A 20,395-nucleotide genomic window follows, 5' to 3' on the forward strand; every position below is an offset into this window, starting at 1 on the left:
GCGCCCCCGGGGACGGCCCCGGCGGAGTCGGCATTGTGGCACGTGGGCCGGCCGCGCGGGCCGCGGCGCGCCGCGGGCGACCCGGTGTACCGGAGCCCGGGTTGGCGGGGCGCCGGTGTGCCTTCGCACCGCTCCGGCGGCTAGGTTGTCGCTCTCGCAGGTTCGGACGGGAGTCAGGGTGACCGACATACGCATCGCGCTACTGGGGCCCGTCCGGGCCTGGAAGGGTGGCGCGGAGATCGACCTCGGACCGGCCCAGCGGCGCGCGCTGCTGGCCCGGCTCGCGGTGTCCGCGGGGCAGGCGGTGAGCACCGAGGAGCTGGTGGACGGGCTGTGGGGCGATGCCCCGCCGGCCCGGGCGGTCGCCGCGCTGCACAACCACGTCTCCCAGCTGCGCGCGGTGCTCGAGGAGGACCGCACCGCACCGCAGGTGCTCGTCTCGGCGGGCGGCGGCTACCTGCTCCGGCTGCCCGCCGAGGCGACCGACCTCGCCGTCCTCCGGCGCCTGGTGCGGGAGGCGGCCCGGCTGAGGGCCGCGGGCGAGCTCGCGGAAGCGGCCGACCGGCTGGCCCGGGCCCTGGAGCTGCACGAGGGGGTGCCGCTGACGGGCCTCCCCGGCCGCCACGCCGAGCAGCAGCGGGACCGGCTCGCCCAGCGGCGCCTGACCGTCGTGCACGAGTGGCTCGACCTCTGCCTCGAACTGGGTCAGCACGGCCGGGTGCTCGATCAACTCATGCCCCTGGTCGGCGAGTTCCCGCTGCACGAAGGGTTCAGGGCGCTGCTGATGACCGCGCTGTACCGCAGCGGCCGGCCGGCCGAGGCGCTGGAGGTGTACGCCGACGCGTGCCGGGTGCTGGATGCCGAGCTGGGGGTCGGGCCCACCCCTCCGCTGCGCGAGCTGCACCGGCGGATGCGGCGGCGCGACCCGGGGCTGTCCGCGCCCGCCGCCGACCGCGCCGGGGCGCCCGGGTGCCACCCCCGTCCGTCCCAACTCCCCGCTGCGGAAGCAGACTTCACCGGGCGTGCCGAGCTGGTCGAGGCGCTGACCCGGGTGCTGGCCGAGCCCCGGGCGACGGCTCCCGCCGTCGTCGCCCTCGCCGGCATGGGCGGCGTCGGCAAGACCGCGCTGGCCGTGCAGGTCGCCCAGCGGGTACGGCACGGCTTCACCGACGGGCAGCTCTACCTCAATCTGCGCGGCGCCCGCGCGGACCCGCTGGAGCCGGGTGCGGCCCTGGTCCACCTGCTCCGCTCGCTGGGCGTGGCCGGGAGCGCCGTCCCCGAGGAGCTCGACGAGCGCGCCGCGCTGTACCGCTCGCTGCTCGCCGAGCGCCGCGTCCTGGTGGTCCTGGACGACGCCCGCGACTTGGCGCAGCTGCGCCCGCTGCTGCCGGGCTCCGAGCACAGCGCCGTCCTGGTGACCAGCCGTGCCCGGGTGCTCGGCCTGGCGCCCACCCGGCAGGTGGACCTGGACGTCCTGGCACCCGGCGAGGCGCTCGAGCTGTTCACCCGGATCGTCGGCGACCGGCGGGTCGGCGCGGAGCCCGCCGCCGCCCGCGAGGTGCTGGCCGCCTGCTGCCACCTCCCGCTCGCCGTCCGGATCGTCGCCGCCCGCAGCGCCGCGCGCCCCGACTGGCCGCTCGCCGAGGTCTGCCGCCGCCTGGCCGACCGGCGCCGGCGGCTGTCGGAGCTGAGCCTGCACGACCTCGCCGTCGAGGCGTGCTTCCGGCTGAGCTACGACCAGCTGCCCGCGCCCGCCGCCCGCGCCTTCCGGCTCCTCGCCGTCCCGCGGACCGGCGACCTCTCCCTGCCGGCCGCCGCCGCGGCCCTGGAGCTGACCGAGCCGTCCGCGCTGGACGTGCTGGAGGGGCTGGTCCACGCCGGCCTGCTGGAGTCCCCCGCCCCGGACCGGTACCGCTACCACGACCTGCTGCGCCTGTTCGCCGCCGGCCGGGCGGAGCAGCTCGACCCGCCGCAGGAACGGGCCGCGCTCGTCCTGAGGATGGTCGACCAGGCCGTGGCGACCGCGGCCAACGCCTACCGCGTGGTCCGGCCCGGCCACGGCGTGCCCGGCGTCCTCGCGCCGGTGGCGGTGCCCGGACTGCCGATGCCCGAGCGGGCGGACGGGCAGCGCTGGCTGGCGGAGGAGGGCGACAACCTGCTGGACCTGGCCGGTCAGGCGCTCGACCTGGCCGGCGCCCAGGGCCGCGTCGCCGACCTGCTGCTGGCGCTCGACCCGCACCTGGACGGCGGCTTCCTGTGGCGCCGGCTCATCGACGTCTGCGGCCGCACCCTGGAGCTGGCCGCCGCGCACGACGACGCCCGGGCCGAGGGGCGGGCGGGCTACATGCTCGGCGGCGGCCTGATGCAGCTGGCGCGGCTGGACGAGGCCGAGCCGGTCGCCGCCCGGGCGGCCGAGCGGGCCGAGGCCTGCCGGGACCTGCCCGTGCTGGCCGAGATCAGCAACGTCCGGGCCATGATCGCCCATCAACGGCGGCGCACCGACGAGTCGTTCGCCCTGATCGACGAGGCGATCCGGCTCGCCGACGCCTGCGGCAGCGCCTGGACCAAGGCGAACGTGCTGGCCAACAGCGTCATCTCGCACCTCGCCCGCGGGCAGGCCGAACCGGCCGAGCGCGCGGCCGAGCAGAGCCTGGCGATGTTCCGGGCCGTCGGGGATCCGTTCGGCGAGGCCTACGCGCTGCACTGCGCGGGCCGCGCGGCCCGCGCGCTGGGCGGGCCCGACCGCGCGATCGCCCTGTACGAGCAGGTGCTCGCGCTGGCCCGCACGCACGGCTTCCCGGTCTTCGAGCCGTCCTCGCTGCTGTCCGGCGCCGACTGCCATCTCGATGCCGGCCGCCCGGCCGAGGCGGCGCGGTGGGCCGAGCGCTCGGTGGCCGCCGCCCGGGCGCTGCAGATGCAGCGGATGGAGGCGGCGGCGCTCGACGCGCTCGCCCGCAGCCGCACCGCGCGGCAGGGAGCCGCCGGGCCCTGAGCGCCGGCCCCGGCCGGCCGGGGGGCTGGCCCCACCGGCCCGAGGTCAGGCGCCGCCGGCCGGGGCGAGCGCCTCGACCAGCCCGGGGCGGCCGTCGATGCCGAGCTTGCCGTAACCGTTCGTCAGGTGCACCTCCACCGTGCGCAGCCCGACGAACAGGTGCTGGGCGATCTCGCGGTTGGACATGCCCTTGGCGGCGAGGACCGCCACCCGGCGCTCGCTCGGGGTGAGCGCGGCCACCCCCTGGAAGGTGCGGGTGCGCGGGCGGTCCCCGGCGGCGCGCAGCTCCTCCAGGGCGCGGTCGGCCACCTGTGCGGCGCCGAGCCGGTGGGCGGCGGTGACCGCCTCCTTCAGGTGGGCGCGGGCCTCCGCCACCCGCCCGGACCGGCGCAGCTGGGCCCCGAGGTCGCCGAGCGCCTGCGCGTGCCGGTACCGGGCCGGCGTGCCGTCCAGCGTCCGTACGGCCTCGCGGAGCAGGTCGAGGCCCTCCGGACCGCCGGTGGCGAGTGCCAGCGCGCGCCCGGCCGCACCGATGGCCTCCGGGACACCCCAGCGCCGGGCGAGGGCCAGCTCCTCCTCCGCCAGCGTCCGGGCCGCCTCCCGCTCCCCGAGGGCCAGCCGGACCAGCGCGGCCTCGGAGCGCCAGGGGTAGATCCACGGGCAGCGCAGGCCGCGGGCCTCGGTCCGCTCGCCGCAGGCCCGGAAGTCCGCGATCGCCTCGGCCGGCCGGCCCTGGGCGGCGCGCAGCTGGCCACGGACCAGGTGGACGTAGTCGGTGATCCAGTGGCCGTTCAACTCGGCGCTCAGGCCGCTGCGTTCGAGCAGCGCTTCGGCCTCCTCGACCCGCCCCTGCTTGAGCAGCGCGTCGGTCAGGGCGGCGGCGGCCAGCACGCTGTGGGCGTGGCCCGGGTCGACGCCGATCTCCCGCAGGGTGCGCAGCGCGGCCTCCGCGTCCGCCTGGCAGTCCAGCACCCGGCCGAGCTGCCCGTACACGCAGGCCCGGATGATGCTGCTGTGGGCGAGTGTGAAGGCCGAGCCCCGCTCACGGGCCTGTGCCACCGCCGCGTCGGCGTGGTCGAGTGCCAGCTCCGTCTCGCCGGCCGAGCCGAGGAAGAGCACGGCGCCCGAGTAGACGAAGGACTCGTCGTCCGGCGGGTTCATGCCGTGGCTCAGGGCCACCCGGGCCAGGGCGACGGCCTCGGCGGGCGACTCGCCCCGCATGATCGCGCGAAGGGCGAGCAGGGCCGCCAGCGGCCGTTCGACCGGGGTGCCCGCGGCGTCGGAGATCCGCAGGTCCATCAGGCGGGGCAGCACCGCCGGGGCGGATGCGGCCTCGTGGAGTCCGGCGTAGATCAGGTCGATCTCCAGCCGCAGCGCCCGGGCCGGGTCGCTCTCGCGCAGCGACTCGGCGGTGTGCCCGAGCAGGTCGAGCCCGTCCGGGTAGCGGTCCAGGGCGAACAGGGCGCCGGCCAGGCGGCGGGCCGCCGCGGTCCGCTCCGCCGGATCGTGGGACAGGTCGAGGCCCTGCCGCAGGTGGTCGACGGCGGTCGGGACGCTGGAGGCCAGCCCCGCCTCGCCCAGGCCGATCAGCACGGTGGCCCGCGCGCCGTCGTCGAGCGGCTCGCGCAGCGCGCGCCGGAACAGCGTGCCGGCCTCCTCGGGAGCACCTCGCCGGACGGCCTCGGCCGCCGCCCGGCACAGCAGCTCGGGCGCCCAGGCGAGGCCGAGCGGCGCGTGCAGGGCGTGCGCCGCCACCTGCTCCGCCGGCGCGCCCTGGGCGAGCAGCAGTTCGGCGGCGCGGGCGTGCACCTGCTGCCGGGTGCTGGGCAGCACCTCGTTGGCGACGGCGACCGCGATCATCGGGCAGGCGAAGGCGGCGGCCTCCTCGGCCCCGGCCATCAGCCCGGCCCGCTCCAGTGCGTGCACGGCGTCCTGGACGGCCGGCTCGGGCAGCCCGGTGACCGAGGCCACCAGGTCGGGGGCGGGCGCGCCGCCGAGCACGGCGGCCGTCTGGGCCACCACCTGTGCCTGGCCGCCGACGGCCTTGACCAGCGCCCGGACGGCCCGCCCCACCTCGGCCGGGACGAAGCCGGTGAGCCGGGCCGCGGTCGCCGCGTCGGGCGCCGCCCCCGCGGCCGCGATGGATCGCAGCAGGCTGTGCAGCAGGAACGGGTTGCCGCCGGTCGCCGCCCGGACGGCCGCGCGGAACGGCTCGTCCCCGGCCGCGCCGAGCACCTGCTCGACCACCTCGGCGACGGCCGCGCCGTCGAGCGGGGCCAGCGCCAGGCGGTGCCGGAAGAGCGCGACCACCCGGCTGAGCACGTCCGTGTCGGGCGGCGCCGCCATCGGGCCGAGGGTGGCGATGACCACCACCGGCAGGTCGTCGGCGCGGCGCAGCAGGCACTGGAGCCAGAGCAGGGAGGCGCGGTCGGCCCACTGCAGGTCGTCGACCGCGAGGACGAGGCGGCCGCGGGCCGCGAGTTTCGCGGCCAGCCAGTACAGCCCGTGCAGGGTCGCCATCGCGGGGCCGGCCGCCGGCGCGCCCGTACCGGCCGGCGCGCTCGCACCCGCCGCCGTACCGCTCGCACCGGCGGCCAGCGCCGCCGCGGCGGGTGCCGCCGGACCCGCGAGCAGGGCGTCCGCCCCGCCCGCTCCGTCCACCGCGGTGGCGGCGAGCACGGCGTGCTCGAACAGCTGGCGGACGACGCCGAACTCCACCCCGCTCTCCAGCGGGTCCGTACCGGCCGAGAGGACCGTCGCCCCTTGCCCTCGGGCCCGGCCGAGCACCTCGCGCAGCAGCGCGCTCTTGCCGCTGCCGGGTTCACCGTGGACGAGGACGAACGCACCGCGTCCGGGGTCCTGCTCCAGGACGGCGAGCACGGCGGCGAGCTCGGTGTCCCGGCCGGTCAGCACGGGATCGCCGGGGCGGGGGCCGCGGTCGGCGCCGTCGGGGTGCGGCGGGTCGGGGATGGACGGGTGCGCGGGGAGTTCGGGCATGGGTGCTCAAGGTGCCGGTCGGGGATCCGGGCCGGCGGGCGCCGGCCGGTGCGCCGGCTCGCCGGGCTGGTCGGTGCCCTGGCGATCCGGTCCGACCCGATCCTGCCGGGTGCGCGTAACTGCCCGCTAAGTTCGCCGTACCTGCCTGGGCCGCGCCGGGCCGCCCGCGCTGCGACCCGTGCCGTGCGGCGCGGCGGGGGCCCTGCGGGCAGGTGTCCGCAGGGCCCCGTCGGCCGGGTCGCTCAGCCGCGTCCGGCCGGGCGCGCGATCAGCTGATGGTCCAGCGCTGGAGGGTGGAGCCGGTGTCCGCCTGCTGGGTGACCAGGGCGCCGTCGGAGGTGGAGGCGGTGGTCAGCAGGAGTCCGGTGGCCAGCGAGGCGATCTTGTATCCGCCGCCGGCGACGGCGGTGACCACCCAGCGCTGGTTGGCGCCACCCGTGCAGGCCCACTGGATGATCGACGCACCGGGCGACGCGGAGCCGCCGTTGACGTCCATGCAGAGGTTGGAGAGGCCGTTGACGATCTGGTAGCTGCCGTCCGGCTGCTGGGTGAAGATCCACTGCTGGTTGCTGCCCGCGTTGGGGCTCCAGGTGATGAGCTGGGTGCCCTGGCTCGTCGAGTGGTTCGGGTCGTCGAGGGCCTTGCCCTGGGCCAGCAGGGTGTGGGTGCCGCTGAGCGCCGGGTTGACGGCCCAGGTGAAGGTGGTCGTGCCGGTGGCGGTGCCGGAGGAGGCGGTGACCGTGACGGTGCTGGAGCCGGCGGTGGTCGGGGTGCCGGTGATCAGGCCCGTGGAGCTGATCGACAGGCCGGCGGGCAGGCCGGTGGCCGAGAAGGTGAGCGCCTTGCCGGCGGAGTCCGTCGCGGCGAGCTGGAGCGAGACGGCCGTGTTGACCTTGCCGGACCGGTTGCCGGGGCCGGTGACCGTGACGATCTCCGGGGACGATCCGGTCGGGGTGAGCGTCAGGGTCTGCTCACCCGCGCCGCGGGCGCCGCCGACCGGGCTTCCGGTGGTGTCGGTCCAGCTGCGGGTGGGCGTGGTCTCGGCGAGCCGGCCGGTGTGGGAGGACAGGCCGATCACCAGGCCGCTGTAGCGGTTGACCAGGCGGTAGGTGCCGTCGGGCGTGTTCGTGGTGGAGGTGCCGGGGATGACGAACCACTGCTGCCCGACGCTCGGCCCCCCCGAGCCGGCGGCGGTGACGGTGGGCCGGGCGCCCCAGGCGCGGCCCGCGGTGGTGGTGGAGTCGACGCCGAGCAGCTGGCCGGTCGAGGAGTTGACGACGCGGTAGGACCCGTCGCCGTTGCCCGCGAAGACCCACGACTCCAGGGCGGAGCCGGTGGCCGCGGCCAGCGAGGTGGTGGTCGAGCCGCCGGAGACCTGGGCCAGCACCCGGCCGCCCGCGCTGCTGATCCGGTACGCCTTGGTCTCGTCCACGGGTGCGGGGGCGGTGGCGGAGGCGCCCAGCGTGATGTCGACGTACTCGCCGGAGGCGCCGCCCGAGCACCCGAAGGAGCAGTAGGAGCGGAAGGTCTTGCCGACGATGGTGCCGTTCGTCCGGTTCGCGCTGTCCAGGAACCAGCGGTACCACGAGGCGGTGTGGTAGCTGCCGGTGTTGCCGATCGGGTACCACTTCTGGGTGGAGAGGTCGTCGGTCGCGTAGAAGTACTGCGGCGACGTGCCGTCCTGGGTGACGGCCTGGGGCTGGCCGATGTAGAGCTTCAGGTAGGCGTTGTAGGTGATGTCCATGACGAACAGCGGGGAGGTCGGGGGCATCTTGCCGGCCGCGATCTGCTGGGCCGCGGTGCCGGTGTTCGCCGGGTTGTACTCGCCCGACACGGGGGTGTAGCCCGTGGTGCTGCCGGAGTCGACCGGGACCATGTTGCTCTCCTGGCCGCCGAGGCCGGGCTGGGTCCAGGCGCCGTTGTACCACTTCTGCCAGGAGCTGGGCGCCATCTTGGCGGAGATCGGGGCCCGCGCCACGTGCTCGTGGAAGGCCTTCCAGCCGCCGCCCTTCTCGAGGATCCGCGAGCCGTAGTAGACGTAGAAGTAGCCGGAGGCGGTGTCCACGTACAGCCGCTGGTCGCCGTCGCCGTAGTCGAACGTCTGGTTGGGGAACGCGGCGCTGTCGCCCCGGGTGGTGCTGTACGGGGACGTGATCACGTGGTTCTTGATGACCCAGGTCTTGCCCTGGTCCTTGGACACCGCGTAGTCGATCGCGTCGAAGTGCAGGCCGTCCCCGAACGGCTGGGGGGTGAACTCGTTGTGCACCAGGCCGTACCAGTCACCGGTGTCCGGGTCGACCCACACCCCGGCGAGGTCGCAGTAGTTCTTCTGGGCGTAGCCGGAGCCGCTCGGCGCGTAGCTGGCCTCCAGGCCGGTCGGACTGTTGTTGCACCGCCAGGTGGTGTCGTTGTTCTTGTCGTTCGGGTTCGCGGGGTCGACCGCGTTGCTGATCGCGCTGGACCGGGTGGCGGTGTCGAAGTCGGTGCCCGTGAAGAAGTCCCAGTACCGGACGTCGTTGGCGCCGTACAGGGCGGCGGACTGCTGGAAGTAGAACGTGCCGTCCTTGTCGACGTACGAGGACGCCTGGGTGTCGGTCGGGTGGGTGTACGGGACGGGCGATCCGACGCCGATGGTGTAGGTGGCGGTGGGCGGGGTCGCCGACGCGGGCGGCGCGAAGGTGCCGGAGAGCGTCAGGACGGCGGCGGCGAACACGGCGGCCGGTGCTCGACGGGCAGGGGAGGACACGGGAGCTCCTTCGGTGGCAAGGCATGGCATGGGGGAATCGCCGAGCGGGTCCGCGAGCCGCGTGCTGGGCCGTCCACCGGGCAGCAGGGGGTACGGATCGGCCGGGCCGGCTCGCGAGGGGTGGAGGCGCCGACCGGCGCTCGACGGGACGGCCAGGCGTGCGGGCCTGGTCCGGCGGTCGTGCGCACCGGTCGTACGAGCACCCGCAGACGGCGATGCTTTGCAACAAGCTGCTCGTTATCGGGGCGCTTCGAGCAACTTGGAGAAGACCGTGACAGCACTCGGGGCCGGAAGTCAAGAGACCGGCGACCGCCGCCCCGGTGCCGCGACGAAAGTCCAAGTCCGGGCCACAGGTGTCCGTTGACGACGGCACCCGCGCTGGTCAGGCTGGCGGACAAGCGCAGGAGCACGGCGGCGGCCGGCACCTGCGAGGCCCGGGGTGCGTGCCCGGGCCCGCGCGCCCTCCCGCCGGCCGCCGCCCCACTCCGGTCCACCCGAACACACCGGGCACACCGGGCACACCGAGCACACCGAGCACACCGAGCAGGAAAGGCACCCCCATGCCCCGTCCTCCCCCCTGCTGCACCCCGGCCACAGGGACATTCCGGCCGGATCGGAGGAGCATCTTGTGCTGTGGGGTGCGGACGGCGCGCCGCGCCGCCGGTGGCCGGCGGGCCGCGCGGTCGGCAGCACGCGAGGAGGAAGGCCATGATCGTCGACTGCGCGCACTACCGGGACGGGCGCCGCCAGCAGGAGGGCTCGATACCGCTGGAGGAGGCGGCCGCCCGGTGCGAGCGGGGTGGGTTCGTCTGGCTGGGCATGTTCGAACCCGGCGCCGAGGAACTGGCCCGGGTGCGGGAGATCTTCGGCCTGCACGAACTCGCGGTCGAGGACGCCCAGGCCTTCCACCTGCGGCCGAAGGCCGAGCAGTACGAGGACGGCACCGAGCTGATCATCCTGCGCACCGCGCGCTACGACGACGAGCGCGAGGAGGTCGACACCGGTGAGATCAGCGTCTTCCTCGCCGAACACTTCGTGATCACGGTCCGCCAGGGCATCGCCAGCGAGCTGGCCGGCGCCCGCAGCAGGCTCGAACGCCGCCCGGAACTGCTGCGCACCGGCAGCGCCTCGACGCTGTGGGCCATCCTCGACCAGGTCGTCGACAGCTACGCGCCCGTGGTGGCGGAGCTCGACCGCGACATCGGACAGATCGAGGCCACGGTGTTCTCCGGGACGATCGCCCCGACCGAGCGCATCTACTTCCTGCGCCGCGAGGCCACCGACTTCTACCGCGCCGTGCACCCGCTGCTCGCCGTGGTCGGCCGCCGGCTCCAGCCCGGCCGGACACCGGGCGAGCTGCTCCCCTACCTCCGCGACGTGCACGACCACCTGCTGCTGGTCAACGAGGAGGTCGCCGCCCAGCGGGACCTCCTGACCACCGTGCTGGAGGCGAACATCGCGGTGATCTCGGTCGAGCAGAACAAGATCAACCTACGGCAGAGCGCCACCATGGAGCGGCTGACCATCGTCGCGACCGTGTTCCTCCCGCTCTCCTTCGTGGTCGGCTTCTTCGGGCAGAACTTCGGCTGGCTGGTCGGCCACATCAGCGGCTTCGGTGCCTTCCTCGCGCTCAGCGTGGTCGGCCTGCTCCTGCCGTGCCTGGCGCTCTACCTCTGGCTGGGCCACCAGCGCCGCCGCCCACCGCCGCAGATGCAGGACGGCAACGGCGCCGCCCCACCCCCGGGCCCCGGCCGGCCGCGCCCGCACTGAGCCGTCCGGGTGAGCCGTCTTGGCGGCTCGCACCCGGACGACCCCGCGCGCAGCCCGCCTCACCGGGACCACGCGGCCCTACGGCCCGGGCGCTGCCCGGCGGGCCGGCGGCCGGCCGGGCTCAACACGGCCGCACCACCTCCGGGCGGGTGGGCACCAGGGGCGAGGACATGATGCGGCGGTTCGCCCGGCGGAACTCCTCGGCCACCCGTACGCAGCCGGGGCACTCCTCCAGGTGCCGGGCCAGCTCGCGTCCGCGACGCCGGCCCGGCCGGCGGACGGCACCGGCCAGCAGCGAGGTGAAGTAGCGGCACTCCTGGCCGGTCCCCTCGTCCACGTGCGCGCGCAGGTACGCCTCGCGCAGCCCCTCGCGGGCACGGGCCGCCAGCGAGCGCACCCCGCTCGGCGTCATGCTCATCCGCCGCGCGACGGAGGTGGCCGGCTCGCCCTCCACCACCAGGAACCAGAGCAGGACCTGCCACCGCTCGGGGAGCGCGCGGTAGGCCTTGGCCACCAACGCCGCCTCCTCGGCCGCGAGCAGCTCGCCGTCGGGCTCGGCGCTGTCGGCCAGGCGCTCGGCCCACGCGTTGAAGTCCTCCGCCAGCACCACCCGGTCCCTGGTCTGGGTGCTCCACTCCATGGCGGTCCGGCGGACGCAGGCCATCAGGTACGGACGCCAGGCGTGCCGCGGGCCGCTGCCGCGGGCGACGGACAGGTAGGTGCTCGCGTAGGCCTCCGCGGCGAGGTCCTGTGCGGTCTGCGGGTCGCGGCAGTAGCCGCGGGCGTAGGCGAGCACGGCGCTGTGGTGGCGGGTGAACACCTCGGCCATCACCTCCCGGATACGTGAGCGGGAGCTGCCGGTCGCGGTCGAGGCGGGGAGCGCCGCCGCGAGTTCGGCGTCGCTCAGTGTGCTCAGAGCCGATTCGCGGGTACTGGTACCAAGGATCAACTTGTTCCTCCTCAGGTCTGGCCTTCTTCTCACGGCGGGGAGTTCGCGGGCCCGGCCGGCCTGACGGCCGCACGGGCCTGGACGGGGAACTGCCCGGACGAAGGGCATCGACGACAGCCTGCTGCTGGGGCCGTCGGGACGGTGTGGCAGGAAGAGCCACAGCACACCAGTCCCACGGGTTTCCGGGCAACAGTCTGCTGAGCGGCCGCTCATCCGGTGATTCCGGATCCGAATGTGGGGAATCCGCGTGCGGGGTGCACAGCGGTGTGCGGGTGGCGCCGTACCCGCCCGGTGGCAAGCCGCCGCACCCGTCGGGTCGATGTCGGGGTCGCGTCAAGCACGGTGCCGGAGCGATAACATAAAAGTTCATACAGCTTTCGCATGGTTGACCGGCCCTGCCGGGGCGTTTTCCTGACACAGCGTCAGTTTTCTGCTGCGGGAAAAGGGCGAGGGTTCCCGCCGGCCACGCCGACGGGAACCCTCGCCCTGCTGGTGCTCCTACCTCCCTTCACCCACCTCCGGTGTGCGCGTGCCCGCCGGCGTGGTCGACCCCGTTCACGATCTCCCCTCCGAGCAGCCCGTGCAGGAGGTCCGCGGTGGCATCGGACAGCACCACCGCCCAACCGTCGCCCACCAGGTACGACCCCCCGTAGGCCTTGGCCTCCGTGGTCCAGGCGTCCCGGGCGCGGGCGGTCGGGAAGGTGGCGATCCAGATCTCCTCCCCGCCCGAGGTGCACACGCCCTGCCGGAGGTCGGTCGCCTCGGCGGTGATCTCGGCCGTGCAGCCGATCCGGCGGGCCAGGTCCTCCACCGAACTCCGACCGGGGGCCGGCGCCGCCGCCTGCGAGGATCCGACCAACCCGCCCGCTCCCCCCAGGAGTTCGAGGACTCCCAGGAGGAACAGTACGAGCAGTGCGGCCCACTGGAACGCGGTGCGGACGCTGCGGGTGGCACCGCCGGCCACGGCGGGCACGACACCCTCGGTGGCCCCTACGGGCACGGCCGGTGCGAGCGCGGTGCCCCGGCCCGTCACTTGCCGGTGGCCGGCTTGCCCGCCGGGTTGATGGCCGACCACTGGTTGTCGATCCCGTTCCCGAGGGCGTCACCGTAGCCCTGGTCGCCCGAGTAGAGGTACGCGGGAGTGCAGTTGATGCTCAACTGCCAGGTGCCGTCCGGGCGCTGCATCTTGCCGATCAGCTTCGGGTCGACCCCCTTGATCTTGTCGGCGTCCACCGGCGGAGCCGGCATCCAGGTCTTCAGGCACTGCCCCTCGCAGTTGGAGCGCATCGGCCAGGCGGTGTCCTTCCCGTAGTGGTAGAGGGTCCGGCCGGAGGCGTCCACCATGATCGGGCCGAGCTGGGGGTGGACCATGACGGAGAGCTGGACCTTGGCCGAGGGCTGCTGGGTCGGCTGCGGCATGGCGGTGGCCGTCGGCGCCGGGGCCGGGGTGGTCGGGGCGGGAGTCGCCGAGGTGTCGGCACCGCCGGCCTTGGCCTTCGACCCGTCCGGCGCCAGCGCGTTCCAGGTGCCACCCACGCCCTGGCCCTTGGTGTCGCCGGGCGCGGTGTCCTGCGCGTAGCGGTAGGCCGGCCAGCCGCCGACGGTCAACTGCTTGGTGCCGTCGGCCCGGGTGATCTCACCGAGCTTGCTCGGGTCGATGCCGTTGCTGGAGGTGGTGCTGGCGTCCTTGAGGACGGGCGGCCAGGTGGTGGCGCAGGTGCCGGAGCAGTTGGACGCCGGCGGCTTGCTGGTGTCCTTGTCGAACCGGTAGAGGGTGAAGCCCTGGCCGTCCGTCAGGATCGACCCGAGCTGGTCGTCCACCCGGACGGCCAGCTGCCCGCCGGGCCTGGCGCCGCCGGCCCCCGCCGAGGATCCGGAGTCGCCGTAGGAGCCGTACGCCCCGGCCGGGGGCGGTGTCCCACCGGCCGACTGTGCGGCACCGGCCGCCGTGTAGGACGGGCTGGCACTGCTGTTGGCGCTCCCGAAGGCCGCCATGAGCACGAGGCCGGCCAGCAGGAGGCAGGCCGCCACGAGGCCGTATCGTTTCGTTGTGGTGGTCAAGATCTTCCTTGCCTTTCCATCGATGGAGCCTGAAAGTTCGAGGGATTGCAGGATTCGCTCGGGTGGCCGCCGGAACCGGCGGCCCGGACATGGGCGCCCCGGAAGCGGGCGGCCCGGATGTGGGTGACCCGGATGTGGGCCGGGCTCACTGGATCCGCAGCGCCAGCGCGGGGCACCGGTCCACCGCCCGGGCCGCCTTCTGGAGCAGCTGCGGCGGGACGGGCATGACGCCGGCGGCGGGGAAGCCGTCCACCCCCAGGCTGATCACCTCGGGCAGGACGCTGGTGCACAGGCCGTGGGCCTCGCAGAGCGTCCAGTCCACGACGATGCTTCCGGCGCTCTCCGCCACCGGCATCGGCAGCACGTCCTGCACGGGCCGGCCGCAGCCGTACTGGTACGAGTGCAGTTGGAGGTCTTCGTCGAACACCTCCAGGGCCGAGGCCACGAACCGGGAGGCGGCGTCGGGGTGACTGCACGCACCCCGACCGGTGACCGCCCGCATCCGGCTCTCGACGAGGTCCAGGGCGGCGCGGCCGCCGCCCCTCACCACCTCCTCCAGCGCTTTGACCAGGGCCGGCAGCCCGAGGTAGCAGGGGCCGCACTGGCCCGCCGTCTCGTCGGCCATCCAGCGGGCGACCCGGAGCGCCTCGCCGAGCGGGCAGGTGGTCTCCGGCAGCGGCAGGATCGCGCCGGCGCCCAGAGCCCCTCCGAGGCTCTGGAAGGACTCGCGCGACACCAGGGCCACCTCGGCGGCCCGGGGGGTCAGCCACTTGCCGTGGTAACCACCGACCAGGACGCCCTGACCGATGCTCAGGTCGAACATCGCGAGCAGGTCGCGGAGCGGGACCCCTGCGGGCGTCTCCACCACCTGGGTGCCGGCGAGGGTCAGCAGGACCGTCCCGGGTTCCGCCGGGGTGCCGACCTCGCGGTAGGGCAGTGCCCCCAGCCGGGCCGCGACGGCCAGCTGCGCGTACGTCTCCGCGTTGGACAGCAGCGTGGGCATTCCCCCGACCCCGCTGTCGCTGGTCCGTACGCCCCCGCCGCGCGGCAGGGCGATCCCGCTGGTGATGCCGCGGGCCAGCGCGCTCCCCTCCCCCGAGACGAACCGCTCGGGCAGCCGGACCACGGAGACCGGCAGCCGGGTGGACCGCCGCTCGGCCAGTGCCCTGCGCAGGGACTGCTCGGTGTCGACCCGGGTGACTCCGACCACCACCTGCTCGGCGTCCAGCGACTCGGCCGCCAGCAGGGCACCGTCCAGCACGAGGTGCGGGGTGCGCAGCAGAAGTGCGGCGTCTTTCAGACAACTCGGTTCTCCTTCCGTACCGTTGACCACCACGACCGGGCGGCCCTTGCGTCGGGCGGCCGACTTGACGACGGCCCGGAGCTTCCTGGCGAACGGGAAGCCGGCCCCGCCCCGGCCGCGCAGGTTGACGTTCTCGGCCAGGTCGGCCAGCTCGTCGGCCGGCATCGTCGGCAGCTGGCCGTGGACGACCAGGTGGGCGCGGTAGTCCAGTTGCTCGGTGTGTTCCAGGCCCGCGAACAGGACCGGCCGGCCGAGCCAGGCGATGGGTGCGCCGCTCATCCGTCCTGCCGTCGTCGCCCGGAGCCGGAGCCGACCAGCTGACGCAGGTCCGCCCGGCGGCTCTCCGGTTCGGGCCGGACCGGGACGGCGGTCCGGCGCAGCGAGCCGCGGTCCTGGAAGACCAGCCGCAGCCCGAGCGCGACGACCACGCCCAGCACGGCCAGGCTGTAGAGGACGGACACCCAGGGGGCGGGCAACCGGCCCGCGTTCAGGCCGTGCACCAGCCCCGCGCCCCAGGCCGGATAGGCGCAGATGTGGACGATCCGCCACCGGCCCACCTCACCGGTCCTGGCCAGCAGCCCGCGGGCCGCCCCGGCGAGGGCCACCGCCAGGAACAGGTAGCCGGACAGCGCGCCGAGGCCCAGGATCACCGGCCGGCGCGGGTCGGCGAACGGCACGAAGGCCGACACCGCGCCGATCCGGTCCTGGATCAGGTTCACCCACACGTGCAGCACCAGGAAGACCACTCCCGCGATGCCCATCGCCCGGTGGACCACCTGGGCGGCCAGCCGGTGGACCGGCCGCAGGATCAGCCGGTCGGTCGCCGCGAGCCCCCACAGGACGGCGGCGGAGAACGACACCAGGGCGAGGACCCCGGCGGCCACCCCGAGGAACGCCTGCAACGCGCCGTTGACGACCACGGCCGACAGACCCAGCCCCACCGCCAGCAGCGGAAGGAACGACCACACCTTGGCAGTACCCCGGCCGCCGGCACCGGACTTGTCGCCCGCGGGCCCCTCCGGAGCCTGCTCCCGGCGGCCCGCGCTTCCCCTCCCTTCGGCCGAACGGCGGGCACGGTGCCCTGGTTCTGTCAACATCGCTGAGTCCTCCGGCCTTGTCCTGGCTCCGGTCGATTGGGTGTCGGGGATCCCCCGGGGCCGCGCGAACGGTGGCGGCCCGACCCGCCGGGCTCCGTCCCGGCGGCGCCTGCGGGGGTCATCCGCAGCGACGACCCTCGTTGATGCAGCTGACCATCTGGTCCAGCAGGTTGCGGTTCATCACATTGATGAAGTCCCCGTGGTCGGTGATCGGGTTGTGCAGCTGCTCGGGAAAGCTGTCGACGGCGAACCGCACCCCGGACGGCACGTCGTAGGCGACCCGCTCGACCAGCTGGGGGATCGCCCGGAAGTTCCTCGGGCAGCTTCCGTCGGCCTTGGAGAAGGCGGTGTGGGTGCGGTGGTTGGCACTGTCGATGTTCTTGCCGTCCCAGCAGTCCGGGAACTTCAGGGTCCGCACCACCCGGCTGCCCTGCGGGCAGCTCGGGTACTTGTCGGCGAGCTGGCGGTTCTCGAACCCGGTGCAGCTCCACGAGGCGTGGGCGTTGGCCGGCCCGTTGGTGAGCGCCTTGGCGTCACCGGTGATGATCCGCAGGAAGCGGGTCATCGGCTGGACCTTGTTCCCCGTGGTGGAGCTGTAGGTGATCCCGACCTCGGCCGGCTGCAGGATCCGTCCGACGTTGCGGTCCTTCCCGCCGCCCGGTGCCTTGAAGTCGCTCTCGTTGACGCCGTTGAGCAGCCGCAGCACCGGCCAGTAGTAGGCCGACTGGTCGCCGTTGGAGCAGCTGGTGCCGGCGGCGGCGAGCCGGTTGTTGGAGGAGAACCCGTCGGTGATCAGGTTCCCCACGTAGTCGTGCATGTGGTGGGCGCCGTTGCTCACCCCGGGGGCCACGATCACGTTGTCGGGGTTGAGATGACGGTTCTCGTTGCGTCCGCACTGCGAGGTGAAGGTGCCGCTGGCCGGTCCGGTCCTGGCGGGCTTGACGACGTTCGGGGCGACCGACCTGATGTCGACGAAACCGCGCCCCAGTCCGGGCTTCCCCCCCTTGGAGCTCTTGCTCCGGTCGGCCACGCCGCTCTGCGCGTCGGGGGCGAAGTCCTTGGCGGAGGCGTCCACCACCAGGTCGCGCCGGATCGAGCAGTTCGCCAGCCCGGAGAGGTCCGTGGGCAGCCCGGCGTCCGGCCCGGCGCTCGCCGAGAGCTTGCGCAGGGTCGCGGACCGCTGCTGGGCCAGGGTGTCCATCACCCGCTTCTCACCACCGCCCGAGCCGGGCTGCGAGAGACTGCGGTAGGCGTCCGCCACCTGGACGTCGAGGTCGGCGAGGTCCCGGTCGACGTCCGGCTGGGCGGCCTCCGGCACCGTGGCCAGGTTCGCACCGACGTCGCCGCAGGCGACCGTGCCCATCTGGGCGGCGGCCGCCTGCGACCACCAGGGGCGCTGCCCGGCGAACGCCGCCGCGGCGAGTACCGACGCGCCGCTGATCGCCAGCACTCCGGCCAGCAGGACCGCCAGCAGTCTCCGCCGTGACCTGTCACGTTTGTGAATCCTCATGTTCGCACCCTCGAAACGGGATCGGGCCTGTCGGACAGGCCGTGGACAGCCTTTCGTTGTTGCATGTGTCTAGCGCTGCGTCCCCCCGGGCGCCGGGACCGGACTCGCGGTCGGTGACGAGCCGCCGGCCGGCGGTCCGGAAAGGTTGCCGAAATCGACCAGATTGGTGTTCTCCAGCACCGTCATATGGTCCAGCACGGTGGAGTTGGCCTGGTTCGCGAGATCTCGGACGGTGGAATTCTGGGTACTGGCGCGCACCTGCGCGACGACCGCGAAGACCTGGCCGTGGGCATTGCGCACGATATTCGCGAACTGCTTGTCGAAATCGGCGCCCTGGGCGTCGTCCAGCGTCTTCAACCAGGCCTTCTGCTGGGCGTTGGGCTCGCTGGGAACGTCCAGCCCCAGGATCCGGGCGGTGTCCAGCACGGCCCGGTCGAGATCCGTGTGCCCGTCGATCAGATGCTGGCCGGCGGTCTTCACCTCCGGGGTCCCCCCTCGATCGAGGGCCATCCGGCCTGCGGGGATCTCCCAGAGTCCGGCCAGCCGGACCCGTTTGACGAAGTCCCGGTCGAGCGGCGTCAGCGGCCCGGTCGGCGTCTGCACCGTGCCCGGCACCTCCTCCGCCCGCGGGCTGCGGTACGAGCCCGCCGAGCGGACGACGGGCACCACCAGGGCCGCCGCCGTGGACAACATGGCCACGATCACAAGGAGAGTGGCGAACGATCGCGGAAAGCGGCTCACCTGGGGAAGGCCGTAGGCCGCTTTTCCGGGTCCGCGCTTCTTCCTCGAAGATGACATCGGTTTCCTCATCACGCCGGGACGGGCGCTCGCACGGCCCAGTGGGGTTTCCGTGATCGCCGGTCCCGGTCGAAGCTCACGGGAATCTGGGACGGTCAGGAGCGAGTACGGATCGCAACTGTGCCGTGGATTCTGCCGCGCCATTCGGGCGAGTGCGGGCCGTGGAACGAATGGTGCACTGCCGCTCGACCGTCGGGGCAGGGGCGCATCGGAACACCTCCCGGGGAACTCCGGCCACAGGCGGGCCGGTCACCAGGGAAAGAGGCCGGATCCGAGGTTTCGTCCCGCGACTTTGCAAATCCTTTACCATCCGGCCGGCGATGGCCCCGCCCGCGCCGCACCACCCGGCCGGCACCCGACCGGACGTCAGCGCACGTGGGAGGAGCGGCAGAAGAGCGCGCACCCCGCCGCCGTCCGGTCGGGCGAGCCGCCGGAAGATCGGCACTGTGGCGCAGGCCCGGGCGCACGGTACATTGCCCTACCGGCCGGGCCAGCGAGGCCCCGTGCCGCCCCTGTGTCCCACACCGTCCGGACGCGAGCGAGGCCACATGCGACTCAACCTCAATCAACTGGCGATCTTCGCACAGGTCATCGAATGCGAGGGGTTCTCGGCAGCGGCCCAAGTCCTGTTCCTGAGCCAGTCATCCGTCTCGAAACAGGTGCAGAGCCTGGAGATAGCCCTGCGGACCCAACTGGTCGACCGCTCCGGCCCGAAGATCCGGCCCACCCTGGCCGGCGAGGTGCTGCTGGCGCAGACCAAGGAGGTGCTGGCCCTGGCCGACCATGCTGTCGAAGCCGTCCGCGCGGCGGCGCTCCTGCACCGCGAACCGCTGGTGATCGGCAGCACCAGCACCATCGGCGGACAGTTCCTGCCGGCGGTCCTGCGGGAGCTGCGCCGCCGGGAGCCCGAGGCGCAGTTCAGCCTCGCCATCAGCACGGCCGACCAGCTCGCCGAAGCGCTCCAGGAGGGCCGCACCGGCATCGGCCTGAGCGGCAGCCCGCTCCCTCCCGGCCGGTATCGGTCGGAGCGGCTGGCCGACGACGCCATGCTGCTGATCTGCCCGCCGGACCACCCGCTGGCGGGCCGCCGGATCTCCCCCGCCGACCTGGCGGGCGAGACCTTCCTGCTGCGCGAGTGCGGATCGCAGACCCGCGGTCAGCTGAAGGACCTCCTGCACAGCTGGGACCTCTCCGGCGCCCGGACCCTGGACCTGTGGGGCACCGAAGGCGTCAAGGAGGCGGTGCGGATCGGCCTCGGCATCGGGCTGGTCCCGCAGAGCTCCGTCCGGCTCGAACTCCGCCACGGCGCACTGGCCGAACTCACCGTCCACCCCGCCCCCGAGCACCGCACGGTGACCGCCAGCTGGACCTTGGCCCGCCCCCTGACGGCCTACGAGCAACTCCTGCTCCCCCTCCTGCGCGAGGTCGCCCGCACCGCCTCGACCTCCTCCCTCGCAACCGCCGGCCGACCGAACGGATGAGTCGACCCCCGCACACCACCACGCCCGGACACCCCGTCACCACCCCCGCGGCGAACGGTGGCACACCCCGGACGATCGTCGGAGGCGAGGGGACCAGGCTCGTCGTCCTCCGCGGGAACTCGGCATCGGGCAAGTCGTCGGTGGCGGCCGAGCTCCGCAACCGGTACGGCCGAGGCCTGGCCCTGGTCGGGCAGGACAACCTCCGCCGGACCGTCCTGCGCGAGCGGGACCGGCCGGGCGCCGCCAACATCGGCCTGATCGACACGGTGGCCCGCTACGCCCTCGACGCCGGCTACCACGTCGTCGTCGAGGGCATCCTCTACGCCGACCGCTACGGCGACATGCTCACCGGCCTGCTGGCCGACCACCGCGGCCTCTCCCGCTGCTACTACCTCGACATCCCGATCGGCGAGACCTTCGTCCGGCACGCCTCGAGAGCCGACCCCGACCACCTGTCCCAGGTCACCGAACGGGAGCTGCGCGACTGGTACCGCGAACGCGACCTCCTCCCCGGTGACTTCGAGACCGTCATCGGCAGCGACAGCACCCTCGACACCACGGTCACCCGGATCCTGCGAGAAACCGGCCTCGCGGACCCACCCGTGTGACCGGCCCGCAAGGCCGTCGCCACCAACGCCCGCCCCGGGCACCGAGGCCTGCGGAGCGGTCACCTTCGGAGTGTGATCTTCGT

At 74.0% G+C, this 20,395-nt stretch carries 13 protein-coding genes; 4 read left to right on the forward strand and 9 right to left on the reverse strand.

The genetic code is table 11. The features are described from left to right. The first annotated feature begins 178 nt into the window (after positions 1-178). The gene (locus AB0K43_RS07735) at positions 179-2,992 is read left to right on the forward strand and encodes a BTAD domain-containing putative transcriptional regulator (protein WP_363636890.1); all 2,814 of its coding nucleotides are present in this window, start codon (positions 179-181) and stop codon (positions 2,990-2,992) included. A gap of 45 nt (positions 2,993-3,037) precedes the next feature. Here the strand turns inward: AB0K43_RS07735 and AB0K43_RS07740 are convergent, their stop codons facing one another. Then, complete coding sequence (locus AB0K43_RS07740) at positions 3,038-5,989, reverse strand: AAA family ATPase (protein ID WP_363636892.1); 2,952 nt, start codon at positions 5,987-5,989, stop codon at positions 3,038-3,040. Between the two features lie 268 nt (positions 5,990-6,257). Then, entirely contained in the window at positions 6,258-8,735 is a 2,478-nt protein-coding gene (locus tag AB0K43_RS07745) for an RICIN domain-containing protein (RefSeq protein WP_363636894.1), read from the reverse strand. A gap of 708 nt (positions 8,736-9,443) precedes the next feature. Here AB0K43_RS07745 and AB0K43_RS07750 point away from each other — a divergent pair. Next, positions 9,444-10,505 (forward strand): magnesium and cobalt transport protein CorA, encoded by a 1,062-nt coding sequence (locus tag AB0K43_RS07750; protein ID WP_363636896.1) that lies wholly within the window; start codon positions 9,444-9,446, stop codon positions 10,503-10,505. A gap of 121 nt (positions 10,506-10,626) precedes the next feature. On the opposite strand, the gene AB0K43_RS07755 is transcribed toward AB0K43_RS07750, so the two are convergent. From AB0K43_RS07755 to AB0K43_RS07785, 7 genes are all read right to left on the reverse strand, one after another. After that, positions 10,627-11,454 carry a sigma-70 family RNA polymerase sigma factor gene (locus AB0K43_RS07755; RefSeq protein WP_363636898.1) on the reverse strand — a complete coding sequence of 276 codons (828 nt, stop codon included), beginning with the start codon at positions 11,452-11,454 and terminating at the stop codon, positions 10,627-10,629. Positions 11,455-11,962: 508 nt separating this feature from the next. Further along, positions 11,963-12,427, reverse strand: coding sequence for a hypothetical protein (locus tag AB0K43_RS07760; protein ID WP_363636900.1), 465 nt, complete (start codon positions 12,425-12,427; stop codon positions 11,963-11,965). 56 nt (positions 12,428-12,483) lie between these two features. Then, positions 12,484-13,515 (reverse strand): SCO0930 family lipoprotein, encoded by a 1,032-nt coding sequence (locus AB0K43_RS07765; RefSeq protein ID WP_363636902.1) that lies wholly within the window; start codon positions 13,513-13,515, stop codon positions 12,484-12,486. Between the two features lie 145 nt (positions 13,516-13,660). Further along, entirely contained in the window at positions 13,661-15,097 is a 1,437-nt protein-coding gene (locus AB0K43_RS07770; RefSeq protein ID WP_363636904.1) for an NADH-ubiquinone oxidoreductase-F iron-sulfur binding region domain-containing protein, read from the reverse strand. Then, positions 15,094-15,786, reverse strand: a complete 693-nt coding sequence (locus tag AB0K43_RS07775; RefSeq protein WP_363636906.1) for a ferric reductase-like transmembrane domain-containing protein — start codon at positions 15,784-15,786, stop codon at positions 15,094-15,096. The genes AB0K43_RS07770 and AB0K43_RS07775 overlap by 4 nt, the downstream gene beginning before the upstream one ends. 247 nt (positions 15,787-16,033) lie before the next feature. Beyond that, positions 16,034-17,425, reverse strand: a complete 1,392-nt coding sequence (locus tag AB0K43_RS07780; RefSeq protein WP_363636908.1) for a DUF1996 domain-containing protein — start codon at positions 17,423-17,425, stop codon at positions 16,034-16,036. A 69-nt stretch (positions 17,426-17,494) separates the two neighbouring features. Continuing rightward, positions 17,495-18,118: a DUF4142 domain-containing protein gene (locus AB0K43_RS07785; RefSeq protein ID WP_363637148.1), complete on the reverse strand. Its 624-nt coding sequence runs from the start codon at positions 18,116-18,118 to the stop codon at positions 17,495-17,497. Between the two features lie 653 nt (positions 18,119-18,771). Here AB0K43_RS07785 and AB0K43_RS07790 point away from each other — a divergent pair. Both AB0K43_RS07790 and AB0K43_RS07795 read left to right on the forward strand, forming a co-directional pair. After that, positions 18,772-19,704, forward strand: a complete 933-nt coding sequence (locus tag AB0K43_RS07790; protein ID WP_363636910.1) for a LysR family transcriptional regulator — start codon at positions 18,772-18,774, stop codon at positions 19,702-19,704. 74 nt (positions 19,705-19,778) lie between these two features. Next, complete coding sequence (locus tag AB0K43_RS07795; protein WP_363637150.1) at positions 19,779-20,312, forward strand: AAA family ATPase; 534 nt, start codon at positions 19,779-19,781, stop codon at positions 20,310-20,312. Positions 20,313-20,395 lie beyond the last annotated feature (83 nt).

The sequence above is a fragment of the Kitasatospora sp. NPDC049258 genome, from assembly GCF_040678895.1.
Taxonomy (GTDB): Bacteria; Actinomycetota; Actinomycetes; order Streptomycetales; family Streptomycetaceae; genus Kitasatospora.